The sequence below is a fragment of the Laedolimicola ammoniilytica genome (assembly GCF_025567165.1).
In the GTDB taxonomy this organism is placed as follows: domain Bacteria; phylum Bacillota; class Clostridia; order Lachnospirales; family Lachnospiraceae; genus Laedolimicola; species Laedolimicola ammoniilytica.
The window spans coordinates 23,806-47,104 of record NZ_JAOQKC010000008.1; the positions used below are offsets into that span (position 1 = coordinate 23,806).

Below are 23,299 nucleotides of genomic sequence, written 5' to 3' on the forward strand. Positions count from 1 at the left end.
AGAGTAAACAGAATAAACAATATGTTTATAGAATTAAATATAGACTTTTGTTTGTAAAATAGATATACAAAAAGAGCATAACATGATAATCCACCCTAATTTACGAAGGTATAAAAAAATATACTTATAGTCCATACTGATTACAGGCGGAGCCTTTCAGAGGGAAAAAGTCTGCGCCATGGAAAGATCTATGGCAACACCCTGGGGCGCTATATCGGAACCACCAATGAGCCATTGTGCGAGGAGGGAAAAGAAGCCCTGCAGGCTATTTTCGAAGCAGGGATCTACCCCATGCCGGACGTACAAAGAACTGGCCGGGAACGCGGCCTACCAGGCCAGGATTGACAGCAACAGCACGCTACCCTTTCAGGGAGGCCTTTCAGGAGCGGTGCGTCAGGGCTTTCACAAAGTCCTTGCGGACTTAAAACGGAAAGCGGTTCACCGGGCGATCCTTGTGGACATGGAGGAACGATTATGAGTATCCTGGCAGGCAGCATACTGGGAAGTAGTATGGCGTATCGAAGAAAGAGAAGATAAAGGATTTAGAAATATCGGGATTGCAGGAAAAAACAGCCTGTGTTATTGTAGAAAAACAGTAACACAGGCTGTTTTAGACCCTTGCGGGATAAAGGCGTAAAACGTATAATAAAAGAAGAAAAGGAACAGGAGGTGCGGCAAATGCAATTATCCAGAAAAGAGATAGAAACATGTATTAGAACGCTTCTTATAAAATATCATGCAGAATATGCCATTCTTTTTGGTTCCTATGCCAGAGGAGAGGAGACAGAAGAATCGGATATTGATGTGATAGTTGTAGGTGGGGAGCATTTCCGGGCGAAAGATATTTTTGCGTTTGGAGAAGAATTGCGGGAAATGACGAAGAAAGATGTAGATGCATTTGAACTTCGAGAAGTGAATAGAAACAGTGAATTCTATGATACCGTTATGCGGGAGGGAGTGAAGATTGCGTGAAAAAGTCAGATGAAGAACGGTTAAAGAAAATTATTTCTACATGGGAAAGCCTTAGCAGGCAAATGAAAGAGCGTAATATTACAAAAGAAGATTTACTGAATGATGAGTTCTCACAATGGGCAGTTACCACGCCGTTGTATAATATAGGAGAACAGGTATATTATCTGAGTGATGAATTGAAAAAGAATTATCCGGAACAACCATGGAGTATGGTTGCAGGATTAAGGCATCGTCTGGTACATGATTATGACGGAATCAACTGGTCGATTATTGTGGAAGTTGTGTTTGAAGATATGGAACCGTTTGTCGAAGAAGTAAGAAAAATTCTATTTGAGATAACGAGTACAAGATAAACGTAGGAGGAAATCAGACATGATACTGATTACAGGCGGAGCCTTTCAGGGAAAAAGGACATACGCAATGGAGCATTTTCAGCTGACAGCTGATGATTTTGTAAACGGGGCCGACTGCGCGGAAGCAGATCTGTTTCAGGCGAAAGCGGTCACGGATTTTCAGGAATATGTACGCCGGGTACTGAAGGAGGGCGGCGACGCGTCCACGCTGGCAGAAACATTGTATACAGAAAATCCGGATATCCTTGTAATTACGAACGAGCTGGGAAGCGGCGTGATACCTGCGGATCCCTTTGACCGCCAGTGGCGGGAGGCCTCCGGACGGGCAGCCTGCGATCTGGCGAAATACGCAGTAGAGGTTTATCGTGTGGTCTGCGGGATTGGGACGGTGATCAAGGAATGAAGGAGCTGTATCTGATTCGTCATGGAAAGACTTATGGCAATACCCTGGGGCGCTACATCGGAACCACCGACGAGCCCCTGTGCGAGGAGGGAAGAGAAGCCCTGCAGGCTATTTTCGAAGCGGGGCTCTACCCCATGCCGGACGTCCTGTACGGAAGTCCCCTGAAGCGCTGCCGGGAGACGGGGGCGATTTTATTTCCGGGCAAGAAAATGATTCCGGTTTCCCGGCTCCGAGAATGTGATTTCGGCGAATTCGAAAATAAGAATTACAAAGAACTGTCCGGGAATGCGGCCTACCAGGCCTGGATTGACAGCAACGGCACGCTGCCCTTTCCGGGAGGCGAAAGCCGGGAGGCCTTTGAAGAGCGGTGCGTCACGGGCTTTCAGGAAGTCCTTGCGGATTTAAAAGGAAAGGCGGTTCACCGGGCGGCCCTTGTGGTACACGGAGGAACGATTATGAGTATCCTGGCAGCTTACGCGGCGCAGAAAGAGGAGTTTTATCACTGGCAGATTCAGAACGGAGAGGGCTTTCGTATGCTTGTGAATGAGACGGAAAAAGGAGGAGTTTTTCTCGATGAAATATCACATCTATGCCCTGATTCTGGGCTTTGTGCTGGATCTGATCTTCGGTGATCCAAGATGCTTATATCACCCCATCTGTCTCATCGGCAATCTGATTTCCCATGGGGAGAAGCCCTTCCGGGCGGCGTTCCCGAAGACGGAGAAGGGCGAGCTGGCAGCAGGCGTGTTCTTCTGTATTTTCGTGGTGGCCGTATCTACAGCAGTTCCCTTCGGACTTTTATATCTGGCCCGGAACATCAATTTCTGGCTGTATTTTGCCTTGCTGACATTCTGGAGTTTCCAAATTTTAGCAACGAAATCTCTGAAAACCGAGAGCATGAAGGTCTACGACGCTTTAAAAGAGGGCGATCTGGAAAAGGCCCGCCATGCGGTGTCCATGATTGTGGGACGCGATACCCAGGCCTTAAATGAGGAGGGCGTAGCCAAGGCGGCAGTGGAGACGGTGGCGGAAAATTCCTCCGACGGCGTGGTGGCTCCCCTGCTTTTTCTGGCCATCGGCGGCCCGGTTCTGGGCTTTTTCTATAAGGCGGTAAATACCCTGGATTCCATGGTGGGCTATAAGAACGACAAATATCTGTATTTCGGCCGCTTCTCCGCGAAGCTGGACGATGTGCTGAATTATATCCCCGCCCGGATAAGCGGCCTTCTGCTGGTTGCGGCGAGCCCGCTGGCAGGCTTAAGCATATCCGGCGCCTGGAGGATCTGGCTGCGGGATCGCCGTAACCATGCCAGCCCCAACTCCGCCCAGACTGAGGCGGCAGCGGCGGGCGCGCTTGAAGTTCAGCTGGCCGGGGACGCTTATTATTTCGGAAAGCTTTATAAAAAGCCGACCATCGGCGATCCCATCCGCCCGGTGGAGTATGAGGATATCCGCCGCATGAACCGGCTGATGTACGCGGGCGTGATTCTGGCACTGACGCTTGTGGCGACAGTAGCGGCGCTGGCCGGGGTGCTGGCAGTATAAGAATGATAGACGAAAGCCTGCTTGTAAAAAAGCAGGCTTCATGTTATTCTGAAGGTACGGAGAACCAGAGCAGTAAGGAGGGGACAGTATGCCAGAATTAAATATTCCTGTGGGCGTTTCAGACTTTCGGGAAATCCGGCAAAATGGCTATTACTATATCGATAAATCCGGTTTGATTCGGGAATTACTGAAGAACACAGCTACCAAAGTGACCCTGATTACTCGGCCTCGGCGCTTTGGAAAAACCCTCAGTATGAGTATGCTGGAAAATTTCTTTGATATCCGAAAAGACAGCAGAGCGTGGTTTGAGGGTCTGGAAATCGCCAGGGACAGTGAACTGTGCCAGGCCTGGATGAATCAATGGCCGACGGTTTTCTTTTCTTTAAAGGATATTGACGGCTTGAATTTTGAATCTGCGTATGGACAACTGAAAGCACAGATTTCCGAATTATATAAAAAATATGCGTACCTGCTGGAATATGACGCAATCGATCCGGATGATAAACAAAATTTCCTGGATTTGAAGGCAGGACGGGCCGGAGAAGTACAGGTGAGCCGTGCCTTAAGCCTGTTGCTGCGGATCATGGAGGCATATTATCAGAAGCCGGTGATCCTGCTTCTGGATGAATATGATGTGCCCGTGGCAAAGGCAAGCAGCAATGGTTATTATGAGCAGATGCTGGAAGTTATCAAAACCATGATGAGTACGGCCTTAAAGGATAACAGTTGTCTGCGGTTTGCAGTTATCACAGGCTGTCTGAAGATTGCCAAAGAAAGCATTTTTACAGGAACCAATAATCTGGTTTCCGATACCATCGGCACTTCTGGACTGAATGAATATTTTGGATTTACACAGAAGGATGTGGATCGGCTGCTTGAGGATGCCGGGGCAAATAGTCAGGCGGAGAACATAAAGGTCTGGTACGACGGATATCGTTTCGGAAATTTTGAGGTATACTGTCCCTGGGATGTGATGAATTATCTCCGGGATTTTCAGCAGAATCCGGAAGCCAGACCGGTCAGTTACTGGAAAAATACCAGTGATAATGCCATTATCCGTTCCTTTATTGATTACGCGGGAGGAGCCATTACTAAAAAACTGGAAACATTGCTTTCCGGCGGTTATATTCTTCAGCATATTGATGAAAATCTGACGTATGATTATCTCCATTCATCCGAAGACAATCTCTGGAGCGTCCTGTATCTGACCGGATATCTGACCGGACTGAGGGAAGAGGAGCTGCCGGGAGTTGTGCCGGATGGAATGACAGCTCTTCGGATTCCCAACGAGGAAATCCGGGAGATTTTTGAGACAACCATTCGGAAATGGTTTGACGATAGCGCCAAAACCTGGAACCGAAAGGATTTATTTGCTTCTATCTGGCAGGGAGACAGCGAGGCTGCCACAGAGGAAATCAACAAGCTGCTGCGCAGAACCATCAGCTATCACGATTACCGAGAAGATTTTTATCATGCCTTTCTGGCCGGTATCTTTACCGGCGCGGGTTATGCCGTGGAATCCAACAAGGAGCATGGCGAAGGGCGCAGCGATATTGTGGTTTCTGATTACACGGACGGTTGGGTTGCCATATTTGAGATCAAATATTCGGACAGCCCGGAGGAGTTGGAAACGGACTGCGAGAAGGCGATCAGGCAGATGGATGAGCGGATGTACGCGGTAGAATATGAGGAACAGTATCCGGCGGAGAGGATTCTCTGCTACGGTATTTCCTTCTTTAAGAAGCGTTGTCTGGTGAAAAAGAAAGCGTAAAATGAGGAGATTCGAATTATGAAACAATCATGTATTCACATCTACTGCGGCGACGGTAAGGGAAAATCCACCGCAGTCACAGGGCTTGCTGTCCGGGCGGCAGGAAGCGGCAGAAGGGTCGTTTTCACCCAGTTTATGAAGGATGGGAAATCTTCAGAACTGAAGGTACTGCGGGAGCTGCCCGGTGTCACGGTGCTGACCTGTGAGAAGCAGTTCGGCTTCTTCTGGAATATGACCGACGAGCAGAAAAAGGAGGCGGCAGCCGCCTATCAGGCGCTCTTTGACCGGGCCACAGAGCTGGCAGCGCAGGAAGATGCTTTCCTGCTGGTCATGGACGAGTTTATGTCCTGCTACAATCACGGCATGTTGAACCGGGAAAAAGCCCTGGATTTTCTGAAGAACCGTCCGAAAGGCCTGGAGGTGGCCCTGACAGGCCGGGATCCGGCCCCAGAGCTTCTGGAACTGGCCGATTATGTCTCCGAGGTGCGGAAAATCAAGCATCCCTTCGACCAGGGTGTACATGCCCGGAAGGGAATTGAGCTGTAGGAGAAGAACAGGGGCTTGACAGGCCGGGGGAAAGAGTGGTAATGTGGAAATGCCCAGGGTCAAAAGAAGTCTGACCCGAATTTCCATTTAAAAACAGAATGATGAGGTGCAAGGATATGCAGGAAATGAAACCGATCAAAGAAGGTAAGGTACGTGAGATTTACGACAACGGCGACAGCCTGATTATGGTAGCGACAGACCGTATCAGCTGCTTCGATGTGATTCTTCATAATGAAGTGACAAAGAAGGGCGCAGTACTGACCCAGATGTCCAAATTCTGGTTCGATATGACAGAGGACATTCTGCCGAACCACATGATTTCCGTTGACACAAAGGATATGCCGGAGTACTTCCAGCAGGAGAAGTTCCGGGGTAAATCCATGATGTGCAGAAAGCTTCAGATGCTTCCCATCGAGTGCATCGTCCGCGGCTATATCACAGGCAGCGGCTGGGCCAGCTACAAGGAGAACGGAACCGTCTGCGGTATCAGGCTTCCGGAAGGACTGAAAGAGTCTGACAAGCTGCCGGAGCCGATTTACACACCGTCCACCAAGGCGGAGATCGGCGACCATGACGAAAACATTTCCTACGAGCAGAGTATCGCTCATCTTGAAAAATATTTCCCGGGCAAGGGAGAGGAGTACGCAAAGGCTCTTCGCGACAATACCATTGCCCTCTATAAGAAATGCGCGGAGTACGCCCTGAGCAAGGGAATCATCATCGCGGACACCAAGTTTGAGTTTGGTCTGGATGAGAACGGCAACCTGGTGATCGGCGACGAGATGCTGACGCCGGACAGCTCCCGTTTCTGGCCGGCAGACGGCTATGAGCCGGGCCACGGACAGCCCTCCTTTGACAAGCAGTTTGCCCGCGACTGGCTGAAGGCCAACCCGGACAACAACTGGACCCTGCCCCAGGAGATCGTGGACAAGACCATCGAGAAATACCTGCAGGCATACGAGATGCTGACCGGAAAGCCGCTGGAAGTATAGGTAAAAAATTGAGGCGCGGATATGTTCCATTTTTGGAGTATATCCGCGTTTTTTATGTAATAGGAAATTCCGATGGAATCCCCTATTACATAAAAAACATTATCGCACTGCGGCGGAGAGGTAGTATGTCGCTTGGGCGACCCGCCGCATGCGGAGAATCCTGCGTAGCAGGATTCTTTCTTATATACAAAAGACGGATAAAAAATCACCGTTATGTTTTGAAAAACAGGTGAAACTTCCACTCCGCTGTGTTACACTGGATACATAGATTGGTTTTTGGGAGGAATTTGGGGTATGAAATGTATCAACACAACGGACGCGGTGGGCCATGTGCTCTGCCACGACATTACGCGGATCGTCAAGGATGTGGTTAAGGACACCGCATTCCGCAAGGGACACATCGTCACCGAGGAGGATATTCCGGTGCTGCTGTCCCTGGGAAAGGATCACCTGTATGTCTGGGAGAAGGACGAGAACACCCTCCATGAAAATGAGGCGGCAGAGATTCTGTGCGCCGTCTGCAGGAACGAAAATATGCATCCCACCGATGTGAAGGAGGGAAAAATTGAGCTGGTGGCCGACTGCGACGGCCTGTTCCGGGTAGATGTGCCGCGGCTTGACGCCATCAATGAAATCGATGAGATTATGATTGCCACGCGGCATAATAACACGCCGGTGAAAAAGGGCGACCGTCTGCTGGGAACCCGGGTGATTCCGCTTGTTATCGCGAAGGAGAAGCTGGAACGGGTAAAGGAGGCTGCGGGAAGCGAGCCTTTGGTTTCCCTGACGCCTTATAAGCCCCTGAAGGCAGGCATTGTCACCACAGGAAATGAAGTGTATTACGGACGGATCAAGGATACTTTCACGCCGGTTATCATTGAGAAGCTGGCCGCCTATGGAATCGAGATCTGCGGACACATCCTCTGCGACGACAACCGGGAGAAGATTACCGAGGCCATTCTGAAGCTGAAGGAAGAGGGAGCGGACATGATTCTCTGTACCGGAGGCATGAGCGTGGATCCGGACGATCAGACGCCGGGGGCGATTAAGCAGACGGGAGCGCGTATTGTATCCTACGGCGCGCCGGTGCTTCCGGGAGCCATGTTCCTGCTGGCTTATTTCGAGGACGGTACGCCGGTTATGGGACTGCCGGGCTGCGTCATGTACGCAAAGGCTACGGTCTTTGATCTGGTACTGCCCCGGATTGCGGCGGGGATAGAGGTGACGAAGAAGGAACTGGCCCATATGGGAAATGGCGGCTTCTGTCTGGGCTGTAAGACCTGTCATTACCCCAACTGCGGTTTTGGAAAAGGCGTATAAGGGGGAAGCTGGTATGGGAGGAATTACAACAGAGGAGGCGCTTTGCCTGGTTTTACAGCACACGCCGGTGATACAGGAGAAGGAACAGATTCAAATCGCGAATATTTCGGGCCGGGTATTGGCGGAAGACGTGAAAACCGTCTTTGATAATCCGCCCTTTCACCGCTCTCCTATTGACGGCTATGCCTGCCGGGCAGCGGATTTAACTGGCGCCTCAAAGGAACAGCCGGTCTGTCTTACAGTCCTGCGGGAGATTGACGCGGGGGATTATTCCGAGGAAGAGGTGCAGCCGGGACAGGCTGTACGTATTATGACCGGTGCGGCGATTCCGCCCGGCTGTGACTGCTGCGTTCGTCAGGAGGATACGGATTACGGCGAGGAGACGGTACAGATCTATAAGGCGGAGCGGCCGTGGGGCAATTATTGCTTCCGGGGCGAGGACTTTAAGGCCGGACAGGTACTGCTGAAAGCAGACCGGGAGCTTGGCTTCGTGGAGGCCGGCGTGCTGGCCGGAATGGGAATCCCGGAGGTGGCTGTCTACCGCCGTCCCCGGATCGCGGTGCTGACCACCGGCAATGAGGTGGTGCAGCCGGGAGAGCCGTTGGCTCCCGGCAAGATCTATGACATCAACCAGAAGCTTCTGGCGGCCCGTCTGATGGAGTTGGGCGTGGAGCTTCTGGAGGCCCGCTCCGTCCCGGACGAGCCGGAGCAGATGGCGGAGGCTCTGAAAAAGGCCGCGAAGGAAGCGGATCTGATCGTTACCACAGGCGCTGTGTCTGTGGGAAAAAAGGACATCATGCATGAATCCCTGGCCCGGATTGGGGCGGAGCGCGTATTCTGGGGTATCCAGGTGAAGCCCGGTATGCCTACTTTATTTTCTGATTATCAGGGAATCCCGGTTATGAGTCTGTCCGGCAATCCCTTCAGCGCCCTAGTTATTACAGAACTCCTGCTTCGCCCTATGCTGGCGAAAATGATGAGAAAGCCGTCTCTTGAGCTGGTGCGGGTGCAGGGAACCCTGGCGGACGCCTTTGGAAAACCCAGTCCGGGTCGGCGCTTTGTGCGGGCTTACTGGGAAAAGGGAACCTTCCATCTGCCGGAGGGACTGAATTCCAATGGCGTGCTGGCCTCCATGGTGGGCTGCAACTGCCTGTTGGATGTGCCTGCAGGATCTGGGGCGCTGAAACCGGGGGATGAGGCGGAGGCGATTCTGTTATAAAGGGAAAATCTCCTTGAGATGTTGCTTCCAACAGTTAATTTGAAAGTATGGAATGTTATTTATGAACAAAAGATTAGAGAAAAAGCCGTTATTTTACGCCGTCAGCGGTGTGAAAAATTCGGGAAAAACCACGTTGATCACGAAGCTTCTGCCGGTTCTGACCGGACGGGGGCTGAAGGTGGCTACCATCAAGCATGACGGCCATGATTTTCAGACCGATGTGCCGGGAACGGATACCTTTGCCCATTTTCAGGCGGGAGCCTACGGTACCGTGGTTTTTTCGGACCACAAATTTATGGTCGTAAAGAAGCAGCCGGAGGAAGCCCAGGCGGAGCAAATGACGCCGGAGCAGCTGGCGTCCTGGTTCCCGGAGGCGGATCTGATTCTGCTGGAGGGCTTTAAGGACAGCGGGTATCCCAAAATGGAGCTGATTCGCGGAGCCAATTCCTCGGACTGTGTCTGCAGGGGGCATAATTTACGCGCCGTTGTGACAGATCTGGCGCCCGGAGCGGTGAAAGGACTGCCGGAGGGCGTGCCGGTATTCGGGCTGGAAGACGTGGAGAGCATTGCGGAATTTATTTTAAAGGATTTGTTTCCTTTATCCGGAAATACAAAGGAGATCATATGAAAACAGGAGCGGTTATCATAGCCTCCGGCGATTATGGGGAGGAGCAGCGGGAAAATGAGGGGATTCATCTGTTCCTGCCCATGTATCCGCTGGATGGGACAACGGTTATCAAGGGAGAGATCGCCAGGTTCCGTAAGGCCGGGGTTTCTCCCATCGTAGTGTTGGCAGGCTGTCACAGTGAGACGCTGAAGCTGCACCTGAGTCACAATAATGTCATCTTCGTGGAAGATGAAGCCTACCGGGAGCATAGCTTTGAGGAAGCCCTGAAGCTGGCCCTGGAGACGGCTGCACCCCTGATGGATCGGGCCCTTGTGCTGCCGGTGGAATATCCGGCCTTTGGGGAGGAGACTGTGGAGGCTCTTTTGAAGGCGGAACAGGCGGCTGTGCCGGTATATGGGGGGCAGGCCGGCTGGCCCAGAAGTGTGGTGCCAGGTGAAAAAGATACCAAAGCCGGACAGGATAGAATTTTGGTGGAGGATCCGGGCGTCTGTTATTCGCTTCTGGACGCTGGCGGGATCGAACGGGTGTCTGCTTACCTGAAAGCTCGGTGGGACGCCGCCACGCTTCATTTCAAAACCAAGCTGGTGATATCCAAGGAAGAGGATTTCTTCGGTCCCGGCGTCTACCACCTGCTTCAGTACATTGATGAGACCGGTTCCATTCAGGCTGCGGCGGTCAAAATGAATATGTCCTATTCCAAGGGCTGGAAAATGATCAACAAGGTGGAGAAGGAGCTGGGCTTCCGGTTCCTGAACCGCTGCAACGGAGGAAAGAACGGGGGTAGCTCTACCATCACCCCCGAAGGCCGCCTCTTCATGGAGCGGTATCACGCTATGCTGGAGGACATGAAGCGGATTACCCGGGGATTTTTTGAGGTGTATTTCGGGGAGTTTCAGTAAAAAGCACAGAGTGAAAGGGAGGTTGCACTTGCACCCTCCTTTTTTTCTGTGTATAATAGACCTATCGTTATTCTTCTGAAAAAATAACGGACAGAAGAAGCAGTGCGAAATAAGAAAAAAGAGGGATAGTTATGATGAGGAAGAAGGTAATCGCAGGTCTATTGGCCGGCGCGCTGGCAGTATCTATGCTTGGCTGCGGAAGCAAGCAGGCGGAAGAGATTCCGGCAGCAGAGGAGACCACAGGTGCAGAGGATACTGCAGCAGAAGAGACTGCAGAGGCAGATCCGGTGACTTTGAATGTCTTTGCGGCAGCATCCATGACAGAGACCCTGACAGAGATTCAGGAGATGTACAAAGAGGTTGCCCCGAATGTAACTCTGGTATTCAATTTTGATTCCTCAGGAACCCTGAAAACTCAGATTCAGGAGGGCGCGGACTGCGACGTATTTATTTCCGCGGCCCAGAAACAGATGAACCAGCTGGACAAGGACGCGGATCCGGAGGTGAATACCGACGGTCTGGATTACGTGCTGGAGGGCACCCGCGTAAATTTGCTGGAGAACAAGGTTGTTCTGGCGGTTCCGGATGGAAATCCGAAGGATATCCAGAATTTCGAGGATCTGGGAACAAACAAGCTTTCCCTGCTGGCTCTGGGCAATGAGGATGTTCCGGTAGGACAGTACTCCAACGAAATTCTGACCAATCTGGGTATTCTGGACAGCCTGGAGGCAGCGGGCAAGATTACTTATGGTTCCAACGTAAAAGAGGTGACAACCCAGGTTTCCGAGGCAGCTGCGGACGCAGGCATTATCTACGCTACCGACGCGTTTTCCGCCAAGCTGACCGTTGTGGATCAGGCGGGAAGCGATCTATGCAAGCAGGTTATCTATCCGGCGGCAGTCCTGAATGTTTCGAAGAATCAGGAGGCGGCAAAGGAATTCCTGGCCTATCTGCAGACTGATACCTGTATGAAGGTATTTGAGGCAGTGGGCTTCGCGGCGGCAGAATAAAAGGACGGAGTAGAGTTTTATGGACTGGTTTCCCCTGTATAATTCCCTGCGTATTGCGCTGATTGCCAGTGTGATCGTGTTTTTTACGGGCATTTTTGCGGCTTACTATATCGCAAAGCTTCACCCGGTGGTGAAGGGCGTGCTGGACGTGGTGCTGACGCTGCCGCTGGTCCTGCCGCCCACGGTAGTCGGGTATTTTCTGCTGATGGTGATGGGACCCAGAAGACCGCTGGGCGCCTGGTTTCTGGAAAATTTTGGAACTAAGCTGGTAATGACCTGGTATTCCGGTATTTTCGCGGCGGCTGTGGTAGCCTTTCCGCTGATGTACCGGACAGCCCGGGGGGCTTTTGAGAGTTTCGATGAGACCTACGCCTATTCCGGACAGACCCTGGGCCTATCTAATAGCTTTATCTTCTGGCGGATCCGGATGCCGGCCTGCAGGCAGGGCATTCTGGCGGGAGCCGTCCTGGCCTTTGCCAGAGCCCTGGGCGAGTACGGGGCCACCAGCATGGTGGCCGGTTATACGCCGGGCCGGACCGCGACCATTTCCACCACCGTCTATCAGCTCTGGCGGACAGACAACGACGCCCTTGCTTTCCGATGGGTTCTGGTCAACGTGGCGATCTCGGCGGTGGTGCTGCTGGTGGTAAATCTGTTGGAAAAAAGCGAGCGGGCTTCCCGCATGGGTACAAAACGAGAGGCCGGGAGGTAGCGGAGATGTCATTGTATGTGGATATCAGAAAAAAGCTGGGAGATTTCCGGCTGGAAACGCAGTTTGAGGCTGCGGAGGGGGTGACCGGGATTCTGGGAGCCTCCGGCTGCGGCAAGAGCATGACGCTCCGCTGTATTGCGGGTATTGTGAAGCCGGACGAAGGATATATTGAGCTGGACGGCCAGGTGCTTTTTGATTCGAAGAAGAATATCAATCTGCGGCCCCAGGATCGTCATGTGGGACTGTTGTTCCAGAATTACGCCCTATTTCCCAATATGACGGTGCGCCAGAATCTGATGACGGGACTGAAGGCGGAAAAGACCGGGAAAAAAGAAGCGGAGATAAGAATTCAGGAAATGCTGGAAAAGTTTGAGCTGAAGGGTCTGGAGAAGCATAAGCCTGCGGAGCTTTCCGGAGGCCAGCAGCAGAGGGTGGCGCTGGCGCGGATCTTCCTCTCCAGCCCCCGTGTGCTGATGCTGGACGAGCCTTTTTCTGCGCTGGACGGGTATCTTCGCTGGAACCTGGAGCAGGAGCTTCTGGAGACGCTGAAGGAGTTTGGCGGGCCCACCCTGTTTGTGTCCCACAGCCGGGACGAGGTGTACCGGATCTGCGACCGGGTATGTGTGATGGATCAGGGTTCTTCAAGTCCGGTGATTCCGGTAAAGCAGCTCTTCGAAGCGCCCGAGTCCAGGGCGGCTGCGCTGCTGTCCGGCTGTAAAAACTTCGCGCGGGCCCGGGTTACGGAGAAGGGCCGGGTAACTGTGCAGGACTGGGGCGAGACGCTTTTCTACAGCGGAGAACACGGACCGGACACAGAGGACGTCCGCTATGTGGGCGTGCGCAGCCATTATATCGGGCTGATGGGAGAAAAAGAGGCGGCGGCGCAGCCGGAGAATACCTTCCGGTGTCGGATTGACCGGGTTATTGACGACGTCTTTTCCACGGTGCTGATGGTGACGCCGGAGCATGCGGAGAATTCACAGGAGAGCCGGAAGAATCATTTCAACCGGATCCGTGTGGAGACTACCAAGGAATACTGGCGGGAATTCTGTGAAAGAGAGTTTGCGGACAGAGAAAATCCGCAGGATACACTCTGGCTTCATGTGAATCCTGCGGACGTGATGGTGTTAAGATAGGTCAGCCTCCGATACGGGACATTTCCTTTCGTTCCGTTACGGTCGGAATATTTTCAAAGCAATGGGCTGCGGGCTTCTGACCGATAGCCTGGGCCAGCAGGGCTTTTACGTCCTCCGGACTTCCGTTCCGGAGGGCATTTTTTATGGAAATATGGTCGCTGTAGCACAGACAGGGCTTGATATCCCCGGTGGCCGTCAGGCGGATCCGGTTGCAGGAGCTGCAGAATTTCCCATGAATGGCGCTGATAAAACCGATACTGCCCGAAAAGCCGTCGATCCGGTAATAGCGGGCGGGGCCGTTGCCGTGGGCCCGGGAATCCGGGATCACCCGCTCAGAGCCGTAATGGGCGCGCAGGCGTCTAAGAATCTCCGGGTTGGACACCGGCTCCAGGGTTTTTCCGTAGCCGATGGGCATCAGCTCGATAAAACGTACGTCCAGCTTATGATTTTTCGCAAGCTCCGCCAGGGCGATACATTCCATATCGTTGACGCCCCGCTGGAGAACGGCGTTGATCTTGACCGGAATCCGGCGTTCCTCCATGGCGCGGATTCCATCCAGTACGGAAGAAAGCCGATCAAAGCCGGTAATTTCGGCATATTTTACCGGGTCGAGGGTATCCAGGCTGATGTTGACCGCGTGAAGTCCCTGGCGGCAGAGCTCGTCGGCACAGGAGGCCAGCAGGATTCCGTTGGTGGTCAGGGTGACCTGATCGATACCGGGCAGGGCGCTCAGCATACCGATGAGATCGGTGCAGCCTCTGCGAACCAGAGGCTCGCCGCCGGTCACCTTGATTTTTCGAATACCGAGAGCTGCGGCCTGGCGGCAGGCTTCGGTGACCTCCTCCAGACTCAGAATTTCCTCCATGGGAAGCCATTCGATACCGTCCGGCATACAGTAGCGGCAGCGCAGGTTGCAGCGGTCGGTGATGGAGACGCGCAGATAGTCGATATCCCGTCCATATTGGTCTTTCATAGAGTTATTCCGCCTTTCTCACAAACTCTCCGCTTTTTCCGCCGCTTTTGCGGCAGAGATGGATATCGGACATTTCCATACCCTTATCTACGGCCTTGCACATATCGTAGATGGTCAGGAGCGTGATCTGGACGCCGGTCAGGGCCTCCATTTCCACGCCGGTTTTTCCGGTGGTGCGGACGGTGCAGACCGCCCGCACCGAGGCGGTTTCCTCCTCTAAGGCAAAGCGGATTTCTACCTTGGTCAGGTTTAGCAGGTGGCAGAGGGGAATCAGCTCGGAGGTCTTTTTAGCGCCCATGATTCCGGCTACCCGGGCCACGCCCAGGACGTCGCCCTTTCCCATTTCCCCTTCTTTTATCTTTTCAAAGCATTCCCGGCTCATGGAAATGCGGCCCTCGGCCACAGCCTCCCTGGCGGTTTCTGCCTTGGCGCTTACGTCCACCATGATGGCTTCTCCCTGCCGGTTAAAATGTGTAAATTCACTCATAACAGTATATTTACGGATCCGCCCGCTTCCGGTGCGGATTCCCAGTTCCTTTCTTAAAAATTCAATTAAAAAACATTTCGGAAGGCTTCAGACAGCCCAGAACGAGATATTTACAGTCTTTCCGGCCTTCCGCAGATGCCCGATTAGCGCCTCCACCGTCCGGGTTTTAGTCTGGGCTGTAATCTCACTGCCCTCATAAGCCTGATTATAAGCATTTCCAAAGAAGACGTTGATATCCGTGGCCCAGGTAAAAAGAAGGGCGCCAAGCCGGGCAGCCCCGTCCTTCTTCTGCAGCATTTCATGGAAACACAGGCGGTCTTCCCGGAAATCCTCGCAGTATTCCAGCAGACGTTCCAGAGTCAGTAAGCCTTCCGTCACCAGATCCGCCCCGGGCAGGCGCATCAGGGAGGGCACGTCGTCCACCGCGGATCCTTCGATGGTGGTCAGGGGCTGACGCAGATACCGGGCCGCGATTTTCGCCGTGGTACCGCCGCAGATCACATGCTTTCCTTCCTTCTGCCAGAAGTTTTCCATATAGGTGGAATCCTGCTCAGAAGTAGTGGGCGGGCCAATCATCAGATTGACCGTCTGCTTTTTGCAGAAGCGTAAGGCCAGAACCGTCAGATCGTCGTCGGTCTCCTCCAGATTCAGGGCCAGTCCCGCATAGGCGATAGCTACAGCCATTTCCTGGGCGCTCATACCCGGGCGGTACTTCTTCTGACAGAAGCGCAAGACCTCATTGCGGCCCCAGCCGCCGTCGGTGGTTTTTCCCATTCCCGCGTTGGTGACGCCGTCGGACATGAGAATCAGCATGTCATTTTCCCGCAGATCAAAGGTGCTTTCGTGGATCACCTTTTCCTTCAGGGTGAAGGTGGAATAGGGGTAGGCCGTTACCTTGCCGTCCCGGATCAGGATCGCGTCCGGGTTGTCGAACTGGTAGAGCAGGGCCTGCCGTCCCCGGATATCCAGCACGGTGAAGGTGGAGTAGGCCAGGTGCCGGACGCTGCAGACCGGAAGCGTGTCGGCCACGGCAGCCACCGCGTCGTGAATGGGAAGCTTTTTGATAATCATATGGCTGAGCATCCGGGCGGTCAGAGTGGAGAGAATGTTGGCTTTGACGCCGCTTCCCAGGCCGTCGGACAGCACTAGCACATGATCCTCCTCATTTTCGGTGATGTCAAAGAAATCGCCGCAGATACTTTCCCGTTTTTTATTGAGGCTTATCCAGCCGAAATCCGTCACCAGTCCGTGGAAGGAGACGTTCAGCCGGTAATTTTTGTCCTTATTCATCGAAATCCTCATCCTCTCTGAGAATGGTGCGCTTCAGCTGTTCCACTGCCACCTTGGTGTCGGCGGCGGTTTCTCCCAGGAGGCTTGCGATCTGATGAACCAGCTTCAGCTGCTCGGCGGCCAGCTTGTCAGCCATGGCGGCCGCGTTGTTCCGGGCTTTCCGGATCCGCAGCTTTTCCTCCATTTCCCGGGTGATGTCCTTCATGACACAGAGAATCAGCTGATTTTTCCGGTCGTTGGCCAGAGTCCGCTCCAGATAGATCTTCCGATCCTCCAGGTAAATCTGATCGTCGGAACGGTTTTTGTCGAAGGAAATCAGGTTGACCAGGGAATAGTCGTCCATGAGATCGGAAACCGGCGCGCCAATCAGCTCCTTTTTATGCAGGGGATCGAACAGATCCCGGGCGGCCTGATTCATGTGGATAACCTTCAGCTGGTAATCAACCGTGACCAGAATGCCGGGCATCACGTTGATGATTTTGTTGGAATAGCTTTCCTGGCGCTCCCGCATGAAGGGCACACACATGGAGATCTCGGCTTTTCCGGCCAGCACGGCCTTCGCCTTCTCCCGGCAGGTATTGTAGCCGCAGGCCCCGCAGTTCAGCTCGTCCTCCGGCGTAAATTTTCCCATCTGGGCCAGTACCTTTTTAATATCTTCTTCGGAGGCTTCCGCCTCCTGTTGCCGCAGTACGAAAGTATCATAGTGACGACTGACGTCGGTCAGGGACTGCGCCGAAAAATCGTCCCGTTTATAATTGGAAATGCCTTTGTACAGGGACGCGTTCTGCAGACGGATCAGGCCGTGGAGCAGTCCGGTCTTCGTACGTCGGAAAGAAGGACCGCCGATGCAGCCGTTGGGACAGGCGTTCAGTTCCAGAAAACAGTTGGAATAACTGTCCGGATTCGCCATAAATTCATTCAGAATCTGCTTGCAGCTGTCGATCCCGCAGGCGGGAAGATAGCGCTGGTGAACGGATGGATGCATGGCCATGGTAAAGCCGCCGGACATGGCCATAATGCGGGAAAGCCGGATATCCCGGTCCGCGTCTGGAGACGCGTTTGACGGGGCGGCCACCTGCACCTGAACAGCAGTCAGCCATTCCTGCAGTTCGCTGAAGGTGATGACATAATCCACATAGTTGTCCGCCTCCCGCATCTGGGCCAGGCCGGAGATACAGGGAGAGACAGAGAGAATCCGCGCGTCGGGATATTGTTCCTTCAGATAACGGGCATGGGCCTGCATCACGGACAGAACCGGGGCCAGATAGGGAACCAGATCCGGATAACGCTTCTGAACCAGCTGTACGATCACCGGACAGTTGGAGGAAATGGTGGGCGTCTCCTGGGCCCGTTCCTCCACCAGGTTTTCGTAAGCGGTCTTGACCAGATAAGCCCCGGCGGCCGCGTCGAAGGCGTCAGACAGACCGAGCTTTTTCAGGGCTTCGGTCAGAGCCGGCAGGCTGTCGGTTCCGAATTCCGCCACATAGGCCGGGTGAAGAGAGGCGATGACCTGTCCGCCGCTCTGGATGAAGTCATGCACCCTGGGAATCATATTCAGTTCTTCCTTGGCGTTCTGGGGACAGACCAGGGTGCATTTCTCACAGAGGATGCACTGATCCTCCAGAATCTGGGCCTGATGGTTGATGACCCGGATGGCTTTCACCGGGCAGTTCCGGACGCATTTATAGCAGTTCCGGCAGTGTACTTTTTTGAATTGTAGAAATGAGGTGTCGGCGTATACCGAAGGCATAGAATAAAACCTGCCTTTCTTAAAATTTATATTTAAAATAGGAATAATTTACAAATTGATTTTTCCTAAAAGAAGATGGCCCGCTTCTCAGACTTCTGACTTCGTCCCGGCGAACAGCTTCATCCGGTCCCGCCTTGCCGCGCAGACCAGGGTGAGGCCGTATTCTTTCGCCAGCGCGATGGCTTCCGCTGTGGGCGAGGCCTTGCTTGCGAGAATGGGGATCCCGGCCCGGATGGCTTTCATGGCCATGTCTGTGGGAATCCGGCCGCTGGAATAGACCATGCACCGGGAAAGAGGAATCCCGTGACGCAGGGCATAGCCAATGGCTTTATCCAGGGCATTGTGCCGGCCGATATCCTCGCATTGGAAGAGAAGCTGGCCGTCCTTTGCCAGAAAACAGCTGTGGGTGGCCCAGGTCTGTCCATGGAGAGGCATACCTGCGTGGAAGCGGTCGGCCAGATCAAAGACCTGCTCTGCCTTCCAGGAAATGGGAGTCACTGGCTTTACCGGCTTCCCGGTCAGAAAATAATCATTTAAAATATGATTCCCGGTGCAGCAGGAGGGCATAAGCTCTGTAAAGGGCTCCCGGTCAGCCTCACAGTCCCGGGAAATTCCTTTTTCCGGTTCCTTTTCGCTTAGCACCACCCGGGCACGCCGTCCGTGCTCACAGATATAGATTTGCTCCACATCAGAAGCGTCCTCCAGGATTCCCTCGGTCAGAAGGCGGCCCAGTACCAGCTCGGTCAGATACTGGGGAATACAGACCAGCTTCATGGTCAGCCGATCGTTCAGATAGACGTCCAGCATATGCTCTGTGAGAACCGGTTCGGATTCGGTATGGCAGTTGCCGTCCCGGCCGATATAGGTATAGGTCTCCGCGGAAAGAAGCGGAAGCTTGTCGTATAATTCATTGATATACATGGAATGTTGTACTCCTGAATGATGTGGGGCTTTTTGCCCCGCTTCCATTATACATGGGGACTCCGGGCGTGTCAAACCTGTGATTGTGAAAAACTACCAGAAAATCAAAAAAATAAATTGTCTAATTTGTAACAAGTGTTGATCTGTGGGCCGAGATCAGGTACCATAGAAGACAGAGAATTTGGAGGCTGTCCGCGTTGGAAAAAGCAGACGGCAGAATAAGGGAGGAACGATAGCATGGGCAGGATCATGGCAGTAAATATCAGTGAGAAAAAGGGTACGCAGAAGAAAAACGTACATTCCGTAAAGGTCATAGAGGACTGGGGACTGGAAAACGACGCCCACGCAGGCAAATGGCACCGTCAGGTGAGCCTGCTGTCCTATGAAAAAATTGAGGACTTCAAGGCAAAGGGAGCGCCGGTGGACGAGGGCGCTTTTGGGGAAAATCTCATTGTCCAGGGGATTGATCTGAGGCAGCTTCCCGTCGGGACGCAGCTTCAGTGCGGGGAGGTTCTGCTGGAGGTGACACAGATTGGAAAAAAATGTCACAACGGCTGTGAGATTTTCAAGATTATGGGAGACTGTATTATGCCGAGAGAGGGCATTTTTACCCGGGTATTAAAGGGCGGCGTCATTTCTGAGGGCGATGAAATCCAGGTGGTAAAACGCCCCATGCGTGCGGCAGTACTGACCGCCAGCGATTCCGGCTACGCAGGGGAGCGGGAGGATTTAAGCGGCCCGGCCATCCAAGCAATGCTGGAAGAAAATGGATACGAAGTAGTCCATACGATTCTCCTGCCGGACAACCGGGAGATGCTGGCCAAAGAAATGGCGCGCATTGCTGACGAGCAGGTGGCGGAATTGCTTCTGACCACCGGGGGTACGGGCTTTTCTCCCCGGGACTGTATGCCGGAGGCTACCATGGATATCGCGGAACGGATGGTCCCGGGAATCCCGGAGGCCATGCGGGCTTACAGCATGACCATTACCCCCAGAGCCATGCTGAGCCGGGCGGCTGCCTGTATCCGGAAGAGCACGCTCATCATCAACCTGCCGGGCAGTCCCAAGGCAGTGAAGGAGTCTTTGGGCTACATTCTGCCTTCTCTTCAGCACGGTCTGGAGATCCTGACCGGGGAGGCCACCAACTGTGCCAGAAAATAAGCGGCCGGGAGAAGGCATTTCCCTGGTGGTGCTGGCGGGGGGAAGGAGCAGCCGCATGGGAAGCGATAAAAGTGATCTGCCCATCGGGGAAAGCACCTTTCTGGAATGTCAGATCCGAAAGGGCAGAAAGCTTGGAATCACAGATATTCAGGTGTCCGGCTACCGGGGAGCATGCTACAGCGCTCCGGTGACGCCGGACCGTTTTCCGGGGAAGGGGCCGCTGGGAGGACTGGAAAGCTGCTTCCGTCTGGCGCGGGAAAGGCAGGTTCTGGTGCTGGGCGTGGACATACCGCTGGTTCCGGTGGAAGAGCTGGAAAGACTGGTGCTCCGGAGCAGGGAAAAGCAGAAAAAGGCAGTGATTCTCAGACACAGGGGAAAGGAAGAGCCCCTGGCAGGCGTCTACGACCGGGATTTGGCGGATGAAATGCTGGCAGAGATCCGGGAGCGGAAGGGCTCAGTGTTCGCGTTTCTGAACCGGATCGGCTATGATATCTGTGATAGCGCCGCGCCGGAGGAGAGCTTTGCCAATATCAACCGCCCGGAGGATTATCATCGGAGGATTGTGCAAAAAGTTAGTGATAAGTAACCGATATGTTTTAGAAAACAGGACGATTGCACAAAAATGACAAAAAAGTAACGGAGATAATTGTTGATTTTATACAAAAATGGCTGTATACTGTTAGTGTATTATCAGAACGGTTACAGCCGTTTTGCAGTTGGGTGAAAATAATGTAAGGAGGGTAAATATAGTATGCTTGATCAGTCCTATTACGCAAAAGCGGATGAGATCATGGATCAGTACGGCAGAAAGCCGGCTTCACTGATTCCGATTATGCAGGAGATTCAGGGAGCTTACCGTTATCTGCCCGGAGAGCTGCTGAGTTATGTGGCAGACAAGATCGGGGTGACGGAGGCCAAGGCTTTCAGCGTAGCGACGTTCTATGAGAACTTTTCCTTCGACGCGAAGGGAAAGTATGTTATCAAAGTATGTGACGGAACGGCCTGTCATGTGCGGAAATCCATGCCGGTGCTGGAGGCCCTGTACGCGAAGCTGGGCTTAAGCAAGACCAAGAAGACCACAGACGATATGATGTTTACGGTGGAGACCGTATCCTGCCTGGGAGCCTGCGGACTTGCGCCCACCATGATGGTAAATGAAGACGTGTATCCCTGTATGACGCCGGAAAAGGCGGCGGCAGTGATCGACCAGTTAAGAGGAGGTGCCGGAATTGATCCAGAATAAAGAACAGTTACAGCAGCTTCACGAGGAAGCGGTAAAAGAGCTTAATTCCTACGACTGCCGGATCCTTGTCTGTTCCGGTACAGGCTGTATCGCCACAGGTTCCAACAAGATTTACGAAAAATTCCTGGAGATTACCAAAGCTACACCGGACGTGACACTGGAGTTCGCTCCCCACGATGAGAAAGAGCATCTGGGCGCAAAGAAGACAGGCTGTCAGGGCGTCTGCGAGCTGGGTCCCTTGGTCCGTATCCAGAAAGGTCAGGATGTGGTTCAGTATGTGAAGGTACAGCTGGACGACTGCGCCGAGATTTTCGAAAAGAGCGTTCTGGGCAATGAAGTCGTAGAGCGTCTTCTTTATCAGAAGGGCGGCAAGGTCTGTAAGGGGCCGGACGATATTCCGTTTATCGCGAAGCAGACCCGCATCGTGTTAAAGAACTGTGGTAAGTTCGACGCGGAGTCCTTAAAAGAATACATAGCCAGCGGCGGCTTTGACGCGCTTCAGAAAGCCATGTTTGAGATGACGCCGGATCAGGTCATCGAGGAGGTAGACCAGTCCGGACTGCGCGGACGTGGCGGCGGCGGCTTCCCGGCAGGCAAGAAGTGGATTCAGGTAGCCCGTCAGGCAGACCCGGTTCACTATGTGGTATGTAACGGCGACGAGGGCGACCCCGGAGCATTCATGGACGGCTCCGTTATGGAGGGCGATCCCTACCGTCTGATCGAAGGTATGATGCTGGCGGCCTATGCGGTACGCGCAGAGAACGGCTATATTTATGTGCGTGCGGAGTATCCGAACTCTGTAGCGCGGCTGAAGCATGCCATTGCCGTACTGGAGGAAAATGGACTCCTGGGCGAGAACATCCTCGGCACTGGTTTCAATTTCCATATGCATATCAATAAGGGAGCGGGAGCCTTTGTATGCGGCGAGGGTTCTGCCCTGACAGCCTCCATCGAGGGAAACCGCGGCATGCCCCGTGTAAAGCCGCCCCGTACCGTAGAACAGGGACTGTGGGCGAAGCCTACCGTTCTGAATAACGTAGAGACCTATGCGAACGTTCCGGAGATCGTGCTGAAGGGTCATGAGTGGTATCGCAGCATCGGTACAGAAGGAAGCCCGGGAACCAAGACCTTCTCTCTGACCGGCAGCATCGAGAATACCGGTCTGATTGAGGTTCCGATGGGAACGACCCTTCGCGAGATTATCTTTGATATCGGTGGCGGCCTGAAATCCGGTGCGGCCTTTAAGGCGGTTCAGATCGGAGGTCCCTCCGGCGGCTGTCTGACAGAGCAGCATCTGGACGTTCCCCTGGATTTCGATTCCGTCAAGAAGTACGGGGCCATCGTGGGATCCGGCGGACTGGTTGTCATGGATGAACATACCTGTATGGTAGAGGTGGCGCGTTTCTTCATGGGCTTTACCCAGAGGGAATCCTGCGGAAAATGCGGTCCCTGCCGGATCGGAACCAAGCGTATGCTGGAGCTTCTGGAGAAGATCGTAGACGGCAAGGGAGAGATGGAAGACCTGGAGAAGCTGGAAGAGCTGGGCCATTTTGTAAAAGACAGATCCCTCTGCGGCCTTGGAAAGAGCGCTCCCCTTCCGGTACTTAGTACCATTCAGAATTTCCGGGACGAGTATATCGAGCACATCGTAGACAAGAAGTGCGCGGCTCACGTATGTAAGTCCATGCGCGTATACGAAATCGACCCCGATAAGTGTAAGGGCTGTACCAAGTGTGCCCGCAACTGTCCGGTGAACGCGATTACCGGCGAGCGGAAAGCGCCTCATGTCATTGATAATTCCAAGTGTATCAAGTGCGGAACCTGTCTGGAGAACTGCGCCTTTGATGCGGTCATTTTAAAATAAAATTACTGTTCACAGATACTATTCCGCGAGGTGTTTTGGCATATATATGCCAAAATCCCGAGTTATTCAAGCGAGAAATTACGCAGTAATTTCTGTGCATCGCG

Annotated in this window: 24 protein-coding genes; 19 read left to right on the forward strand and 5 right to left on the reverse strand. The window is 53.3% G+C overall.

Going from position 1 to position 23,299, the window contains the following annotated elements:
* Nucleotides 1-678 precede the first annotated feature (678 nt).
* From OCV63_RS07285 to OCV63_RS07355, 15 genes are all read left to right on the forward strand, one after another.
* Complete coding sequence (locus OCV63_RS07285) at nt 679-972, forward strand: nucleotidyltransferase family protein (protein WP_158363195.1); 294 nt, start codon at nt 679-681, stop codon at nt 970-972.
* A complete protein-coding gene (locus tag OCV63_RS07290; RefSeq protein ID WP_262670696.1) occupies nt 969-1,325 on the forward strand; it encodes a HepT-like ribonuclease domain-containing protein in 357 nt (118 codons plus the stop codon). Before OCV63_RS07285 ends, OCV63_RS07290 begins: the two co-directional genes overlap by 4 nt.
* A 19-nt stretch (nt 1,326-1,344) precedes the next feature.
* Nucleotides 1,345-1,728 carry a bifunctional adenosylcobinamide kinase/adenosylcobinamide-phosphate guanylyltransferase gene (locus tag OCV63_RS07295; protein WP_158363196.1) on the forward strand — a complete coding sequence of 128 codons (384 nt, stop codon included), beginning with the start codon at nt 1,345-1,347 and terminating at the stop codon, nt 1,726-1,728.
* Nucleotides 1,725-2,360: a histidine phosphatase family protein gene (locus OCV63_RS07300; protein WP_158363197.1), complete on the forward strand. Its 636-nt coding sequence runs from the start codon at nt 1,725-1,727 to the stop codon at nt 2,358-2,360. Before OCV63_RS07295 ends, OCV63_RS07300 begins: the two co-directional genes overlap by 4 nt.
* The gene (gene cbiB, locus OCV63_RS07305) at nt 2,302-3,273 is read left to right on the forward strand and encodes an adenosylcobinamide-phosphate synthase CbiB (protein ID WP_158363198.1); all 972 of its coding nucleotides are present in this window, start codon (nt 2,302-2,304) and stop codon (nt 3,271-3,273) included. The genes OCV63_RS07300 and cbiB overlap by 59 nt, the downstream gene beginning before the upstream one ends.
* 88 nt (nt 3,274-3,361) lie before the next feature.
* Entirely contained in the window at nt 3,362-5,044 is a 1,683-nt protein-coding gene (locus OCV63_RS07310; protein ID WP_158363199.1) for an AAA family ATPase, read from the forward strand.
* 18 nt (nt 5,045-5,062) lie between these two features.
* Nucleotides 5,063-5,590, forward strand: coding sequence for a cob(I)yrinic acid a,c-diamide adenosyltransferase (locus OCV63_RS07315; protein WP_158363200.1), 528 nt, complete (start codon nt 5,063-5,065; stop codon nt 5,588-5,590).
* A 116-nt stretch (nt 5,591-5,706) separates the two neighbouring features.
* The gene (locus OCV63_RS07320) at nt 5,707-6,582 is read left to right on the forward strand and encodes a phosphoribosylaminoimidazolesuccinocarboxamide synthase (RefSeq protein ID WP_158363201.1); all 876 of its coding nucleotides are present in this window, start codon (nt 5,707-5,709) and stop codon (nt 6,580-6,582) included.
* A gap of 294 nt (nt 6,583-6,876) precedes the next feature.
* On the forward strand, nt 6,877-7,902 hold the full coding sequence (locus OCV63_RS07325) for a molybdopterin-binding protein (RefSeq protein WP_158363202.1): 1,026 nt from the start codon (nt 6,877-6,879) through the stop codon (nt 7,900-7,902).
* Between the two features lie 13 nt (nt 7,903-7,915).
* On the forward strand, nt 7,916-9,121 hold the full coding sequence (locus OCV63_RS07330; RefSeq protein WP_158363203.1) for a molybdopterin molybdotransferase MoeA: 1,206 nt from the start codon (nt 7,916-7,918) through the stop codon (nt 9,119-9,121).
* 61 nt (nt 9,122-9,182) lie between these two features.
* A complete protein-coding gene (gene mobB, locus OCV63_RS07335) occupies nt 9,183-9,749 on the forward strand; it encodes a molybdopterin-guanine dinucleotide biosynthesis protein B (protein WP_158363204.1) in 567 nt (188 codons plus the stop codon).
* Complete coding sequence (locus OCV63_RS07340) at nt 9,746-10,648, forward strand: NTP transferase domain-containing protein (RefSeq protein ID WP_158363205.1); 903 nt, start codon at nt 9,746-9,748, stop codon at nt 10,646-10,648. Before mobB ends, OCV63_RS07340 begins: the two co-directional genes overlap by 4 nt.
* A 131-nt stretch (nt 10,649-10,779) precedes the next feature.
* Nucleotides 10,780-11,658: a molybdate ABC transporter substrate-binding protein gene (gene modA / locus OCV63_RS07345; protein WP_158363206.1), complete on the forward strand. Its 879-nt coding sequence runs from the start codon at nt 10,780-10,782 to the stop codon at nt 11,656-11,658.
* Between the two features lie 19 nt (nt 11,659-11,677).
* Nucleotides 11,678-12,370, forward strand: coding sequence for a molybdate ABC transporter permease subunit (modB, locus tag OCV63_RS07350; RefSeq protein ID WP_158363207.1), 693 nt, complete (start codon nt 11,678-11,680; stop codon nt 12,368-12,370).
* A gap of 5 nt (nt 12,371-12,375) precedes the next feature.
* Nucleotides 12,376-13,506 (forward strand): sulfate/molybdate ABC transporter ATP-binding protein, encoded by a 1,131-nt coding sequence (locus OCV63_RS07355; protein ID WP_158363208.1) that lies wholly within the window; start codon nt 12,376-12,378, stop codon nt 13,504-13,506.
* A gap of 1 nt (nt 13,507) precedes the next feature.
* On the opposite strand, the gene moaA is transcribed toward OCV63_RS07355, so the two are convergent.
* The 5 genes from moaA to fdhD all read right to left on the reverse strand — a co-directional run bounded on the left by moaA (nt 13,508) and on the right by fdhD (nt 18,927).
* Nucleotides 13,508-14,479 (reverse strand): GTP 3',8-cyclase MoaA, encoded by a 972-nt coding sequence (moaA, locus tag OCV63_RS07360; protein WP_158363209.1) that lies wholly within the window; start codon nt 14,477-14,479, stop codon nt 13,508-13,510.
* Nucleotides 14,480-14,483: 4 nt separating this feature from the next.
* The gene (moaC, locus tag OCV63_RS07365; RefSeq protein WP_158363210.1) at nt 14,484-14,966 is read right to left on the reverse strand and encodes a cyclic pyranopterin monophosphate synthase MoaC; all 483 of its coding nucleotides are present in this window, start codon (nt 14,964-14,966) and stop codon (nt 14,484-14,486) included.
* Between the two features lie 87 nt (nt 14,967-15,053).
* Nucleotides 15,054-16,256, reverse strand: coding sequence for a SpoIIE family protein phosphatase (locus OCV63_RS07370; protein WP_158363211.1), 1,203 nt, complete (start codon nt 16,254-16,256; stop codon nt 15,054-15,056).
* Nucleotides 16,249-18,006, reverse strand: coding sequence for a [Fe-Fe] hydrogenase large subunit C-terminal domain-containing protein (locus OCV63_RS07375; RefSeq protein WP_158363212.1), 1,758 nt, complete (start codon nt 18,004-18,006; stop codon nt 16,249-16,251). Before OCV63_RS07375 ends, OCV63_RS07370 begins: the two co-directional genes overlap by 8 nt.
* A gap of 87 nt (nt 18,007-18,093) precedes the next feature.
* The gene (gene fdhD, locus OCV63_RS07380) at nt 18,094-18,927 is read right to left on the reverse strand and encodes a formate dehydrogenase accessory sulfurtransferase FdhD (protein WP_262670700.1); all 834 of its coding nucleotides are present in this window, start codon (nt 18,925-18,927) and stop codon (nt 18,094-18,096) included.
* 237 nt (nt 18,928-19,164) lie between these two features.
* Here fdhD and OCV63_RS07385 point away from each other — a divergent pair, with 237 nt between their 5' ends.
* From OCV63_RS07385 to OCV63_RS07400, 4 genes are all read left to right on the forward strand, one after another.
* Nucleotides 19,165-20,088, forward strand: coding sequence for an MOSC domain-containing protein (locus OCV63_RS07385; RefSeq protein WP_158363213.1), 924 nt, complete (start codon nt 19,165-19,167; stop codon nt 20,086-20,088).
* A complete protein-coding gene (gene mobA / locus OCV63_RS07390) occupies nt 20,075-20,674 on the forward strand; it encodes a molybdenum cofactor guanylyltransferase (protein WP_158363214.1) in 600 nt (199 codons plus the stop codon). Before OCV63_RS07385 ends, mobA begins: the two co-directional genes overlap by 14 nt.
* 165 nt (nt 20,675-20,839) lie before the next feature.
* A complete protein-coding gene (locus tag OCV63_RS07395; RefSeq protein WP_158363215.1) occupies nt 20,840-21,331 on the forward strand; it encodes a complex I 24 kDa subunit family protein in 492 nt (163 codons plus the stop codon).
* Entirely contained in the window at nt 21,318-23,195 is a 1,878-nt protein-coding gene (locus tag OCV63_RS07400) for an NADH-quinone oxidoreductase subunit NuoF (protein WP_158363216.1), read from the forward strand. Before OCV63_RS07395 ends, OCV63_RS07400 begins: the two co-directional genes overlap by 14 nt.
* Nucleotides 23,196-23,299 lie beyond the last annotated feature (104 nt).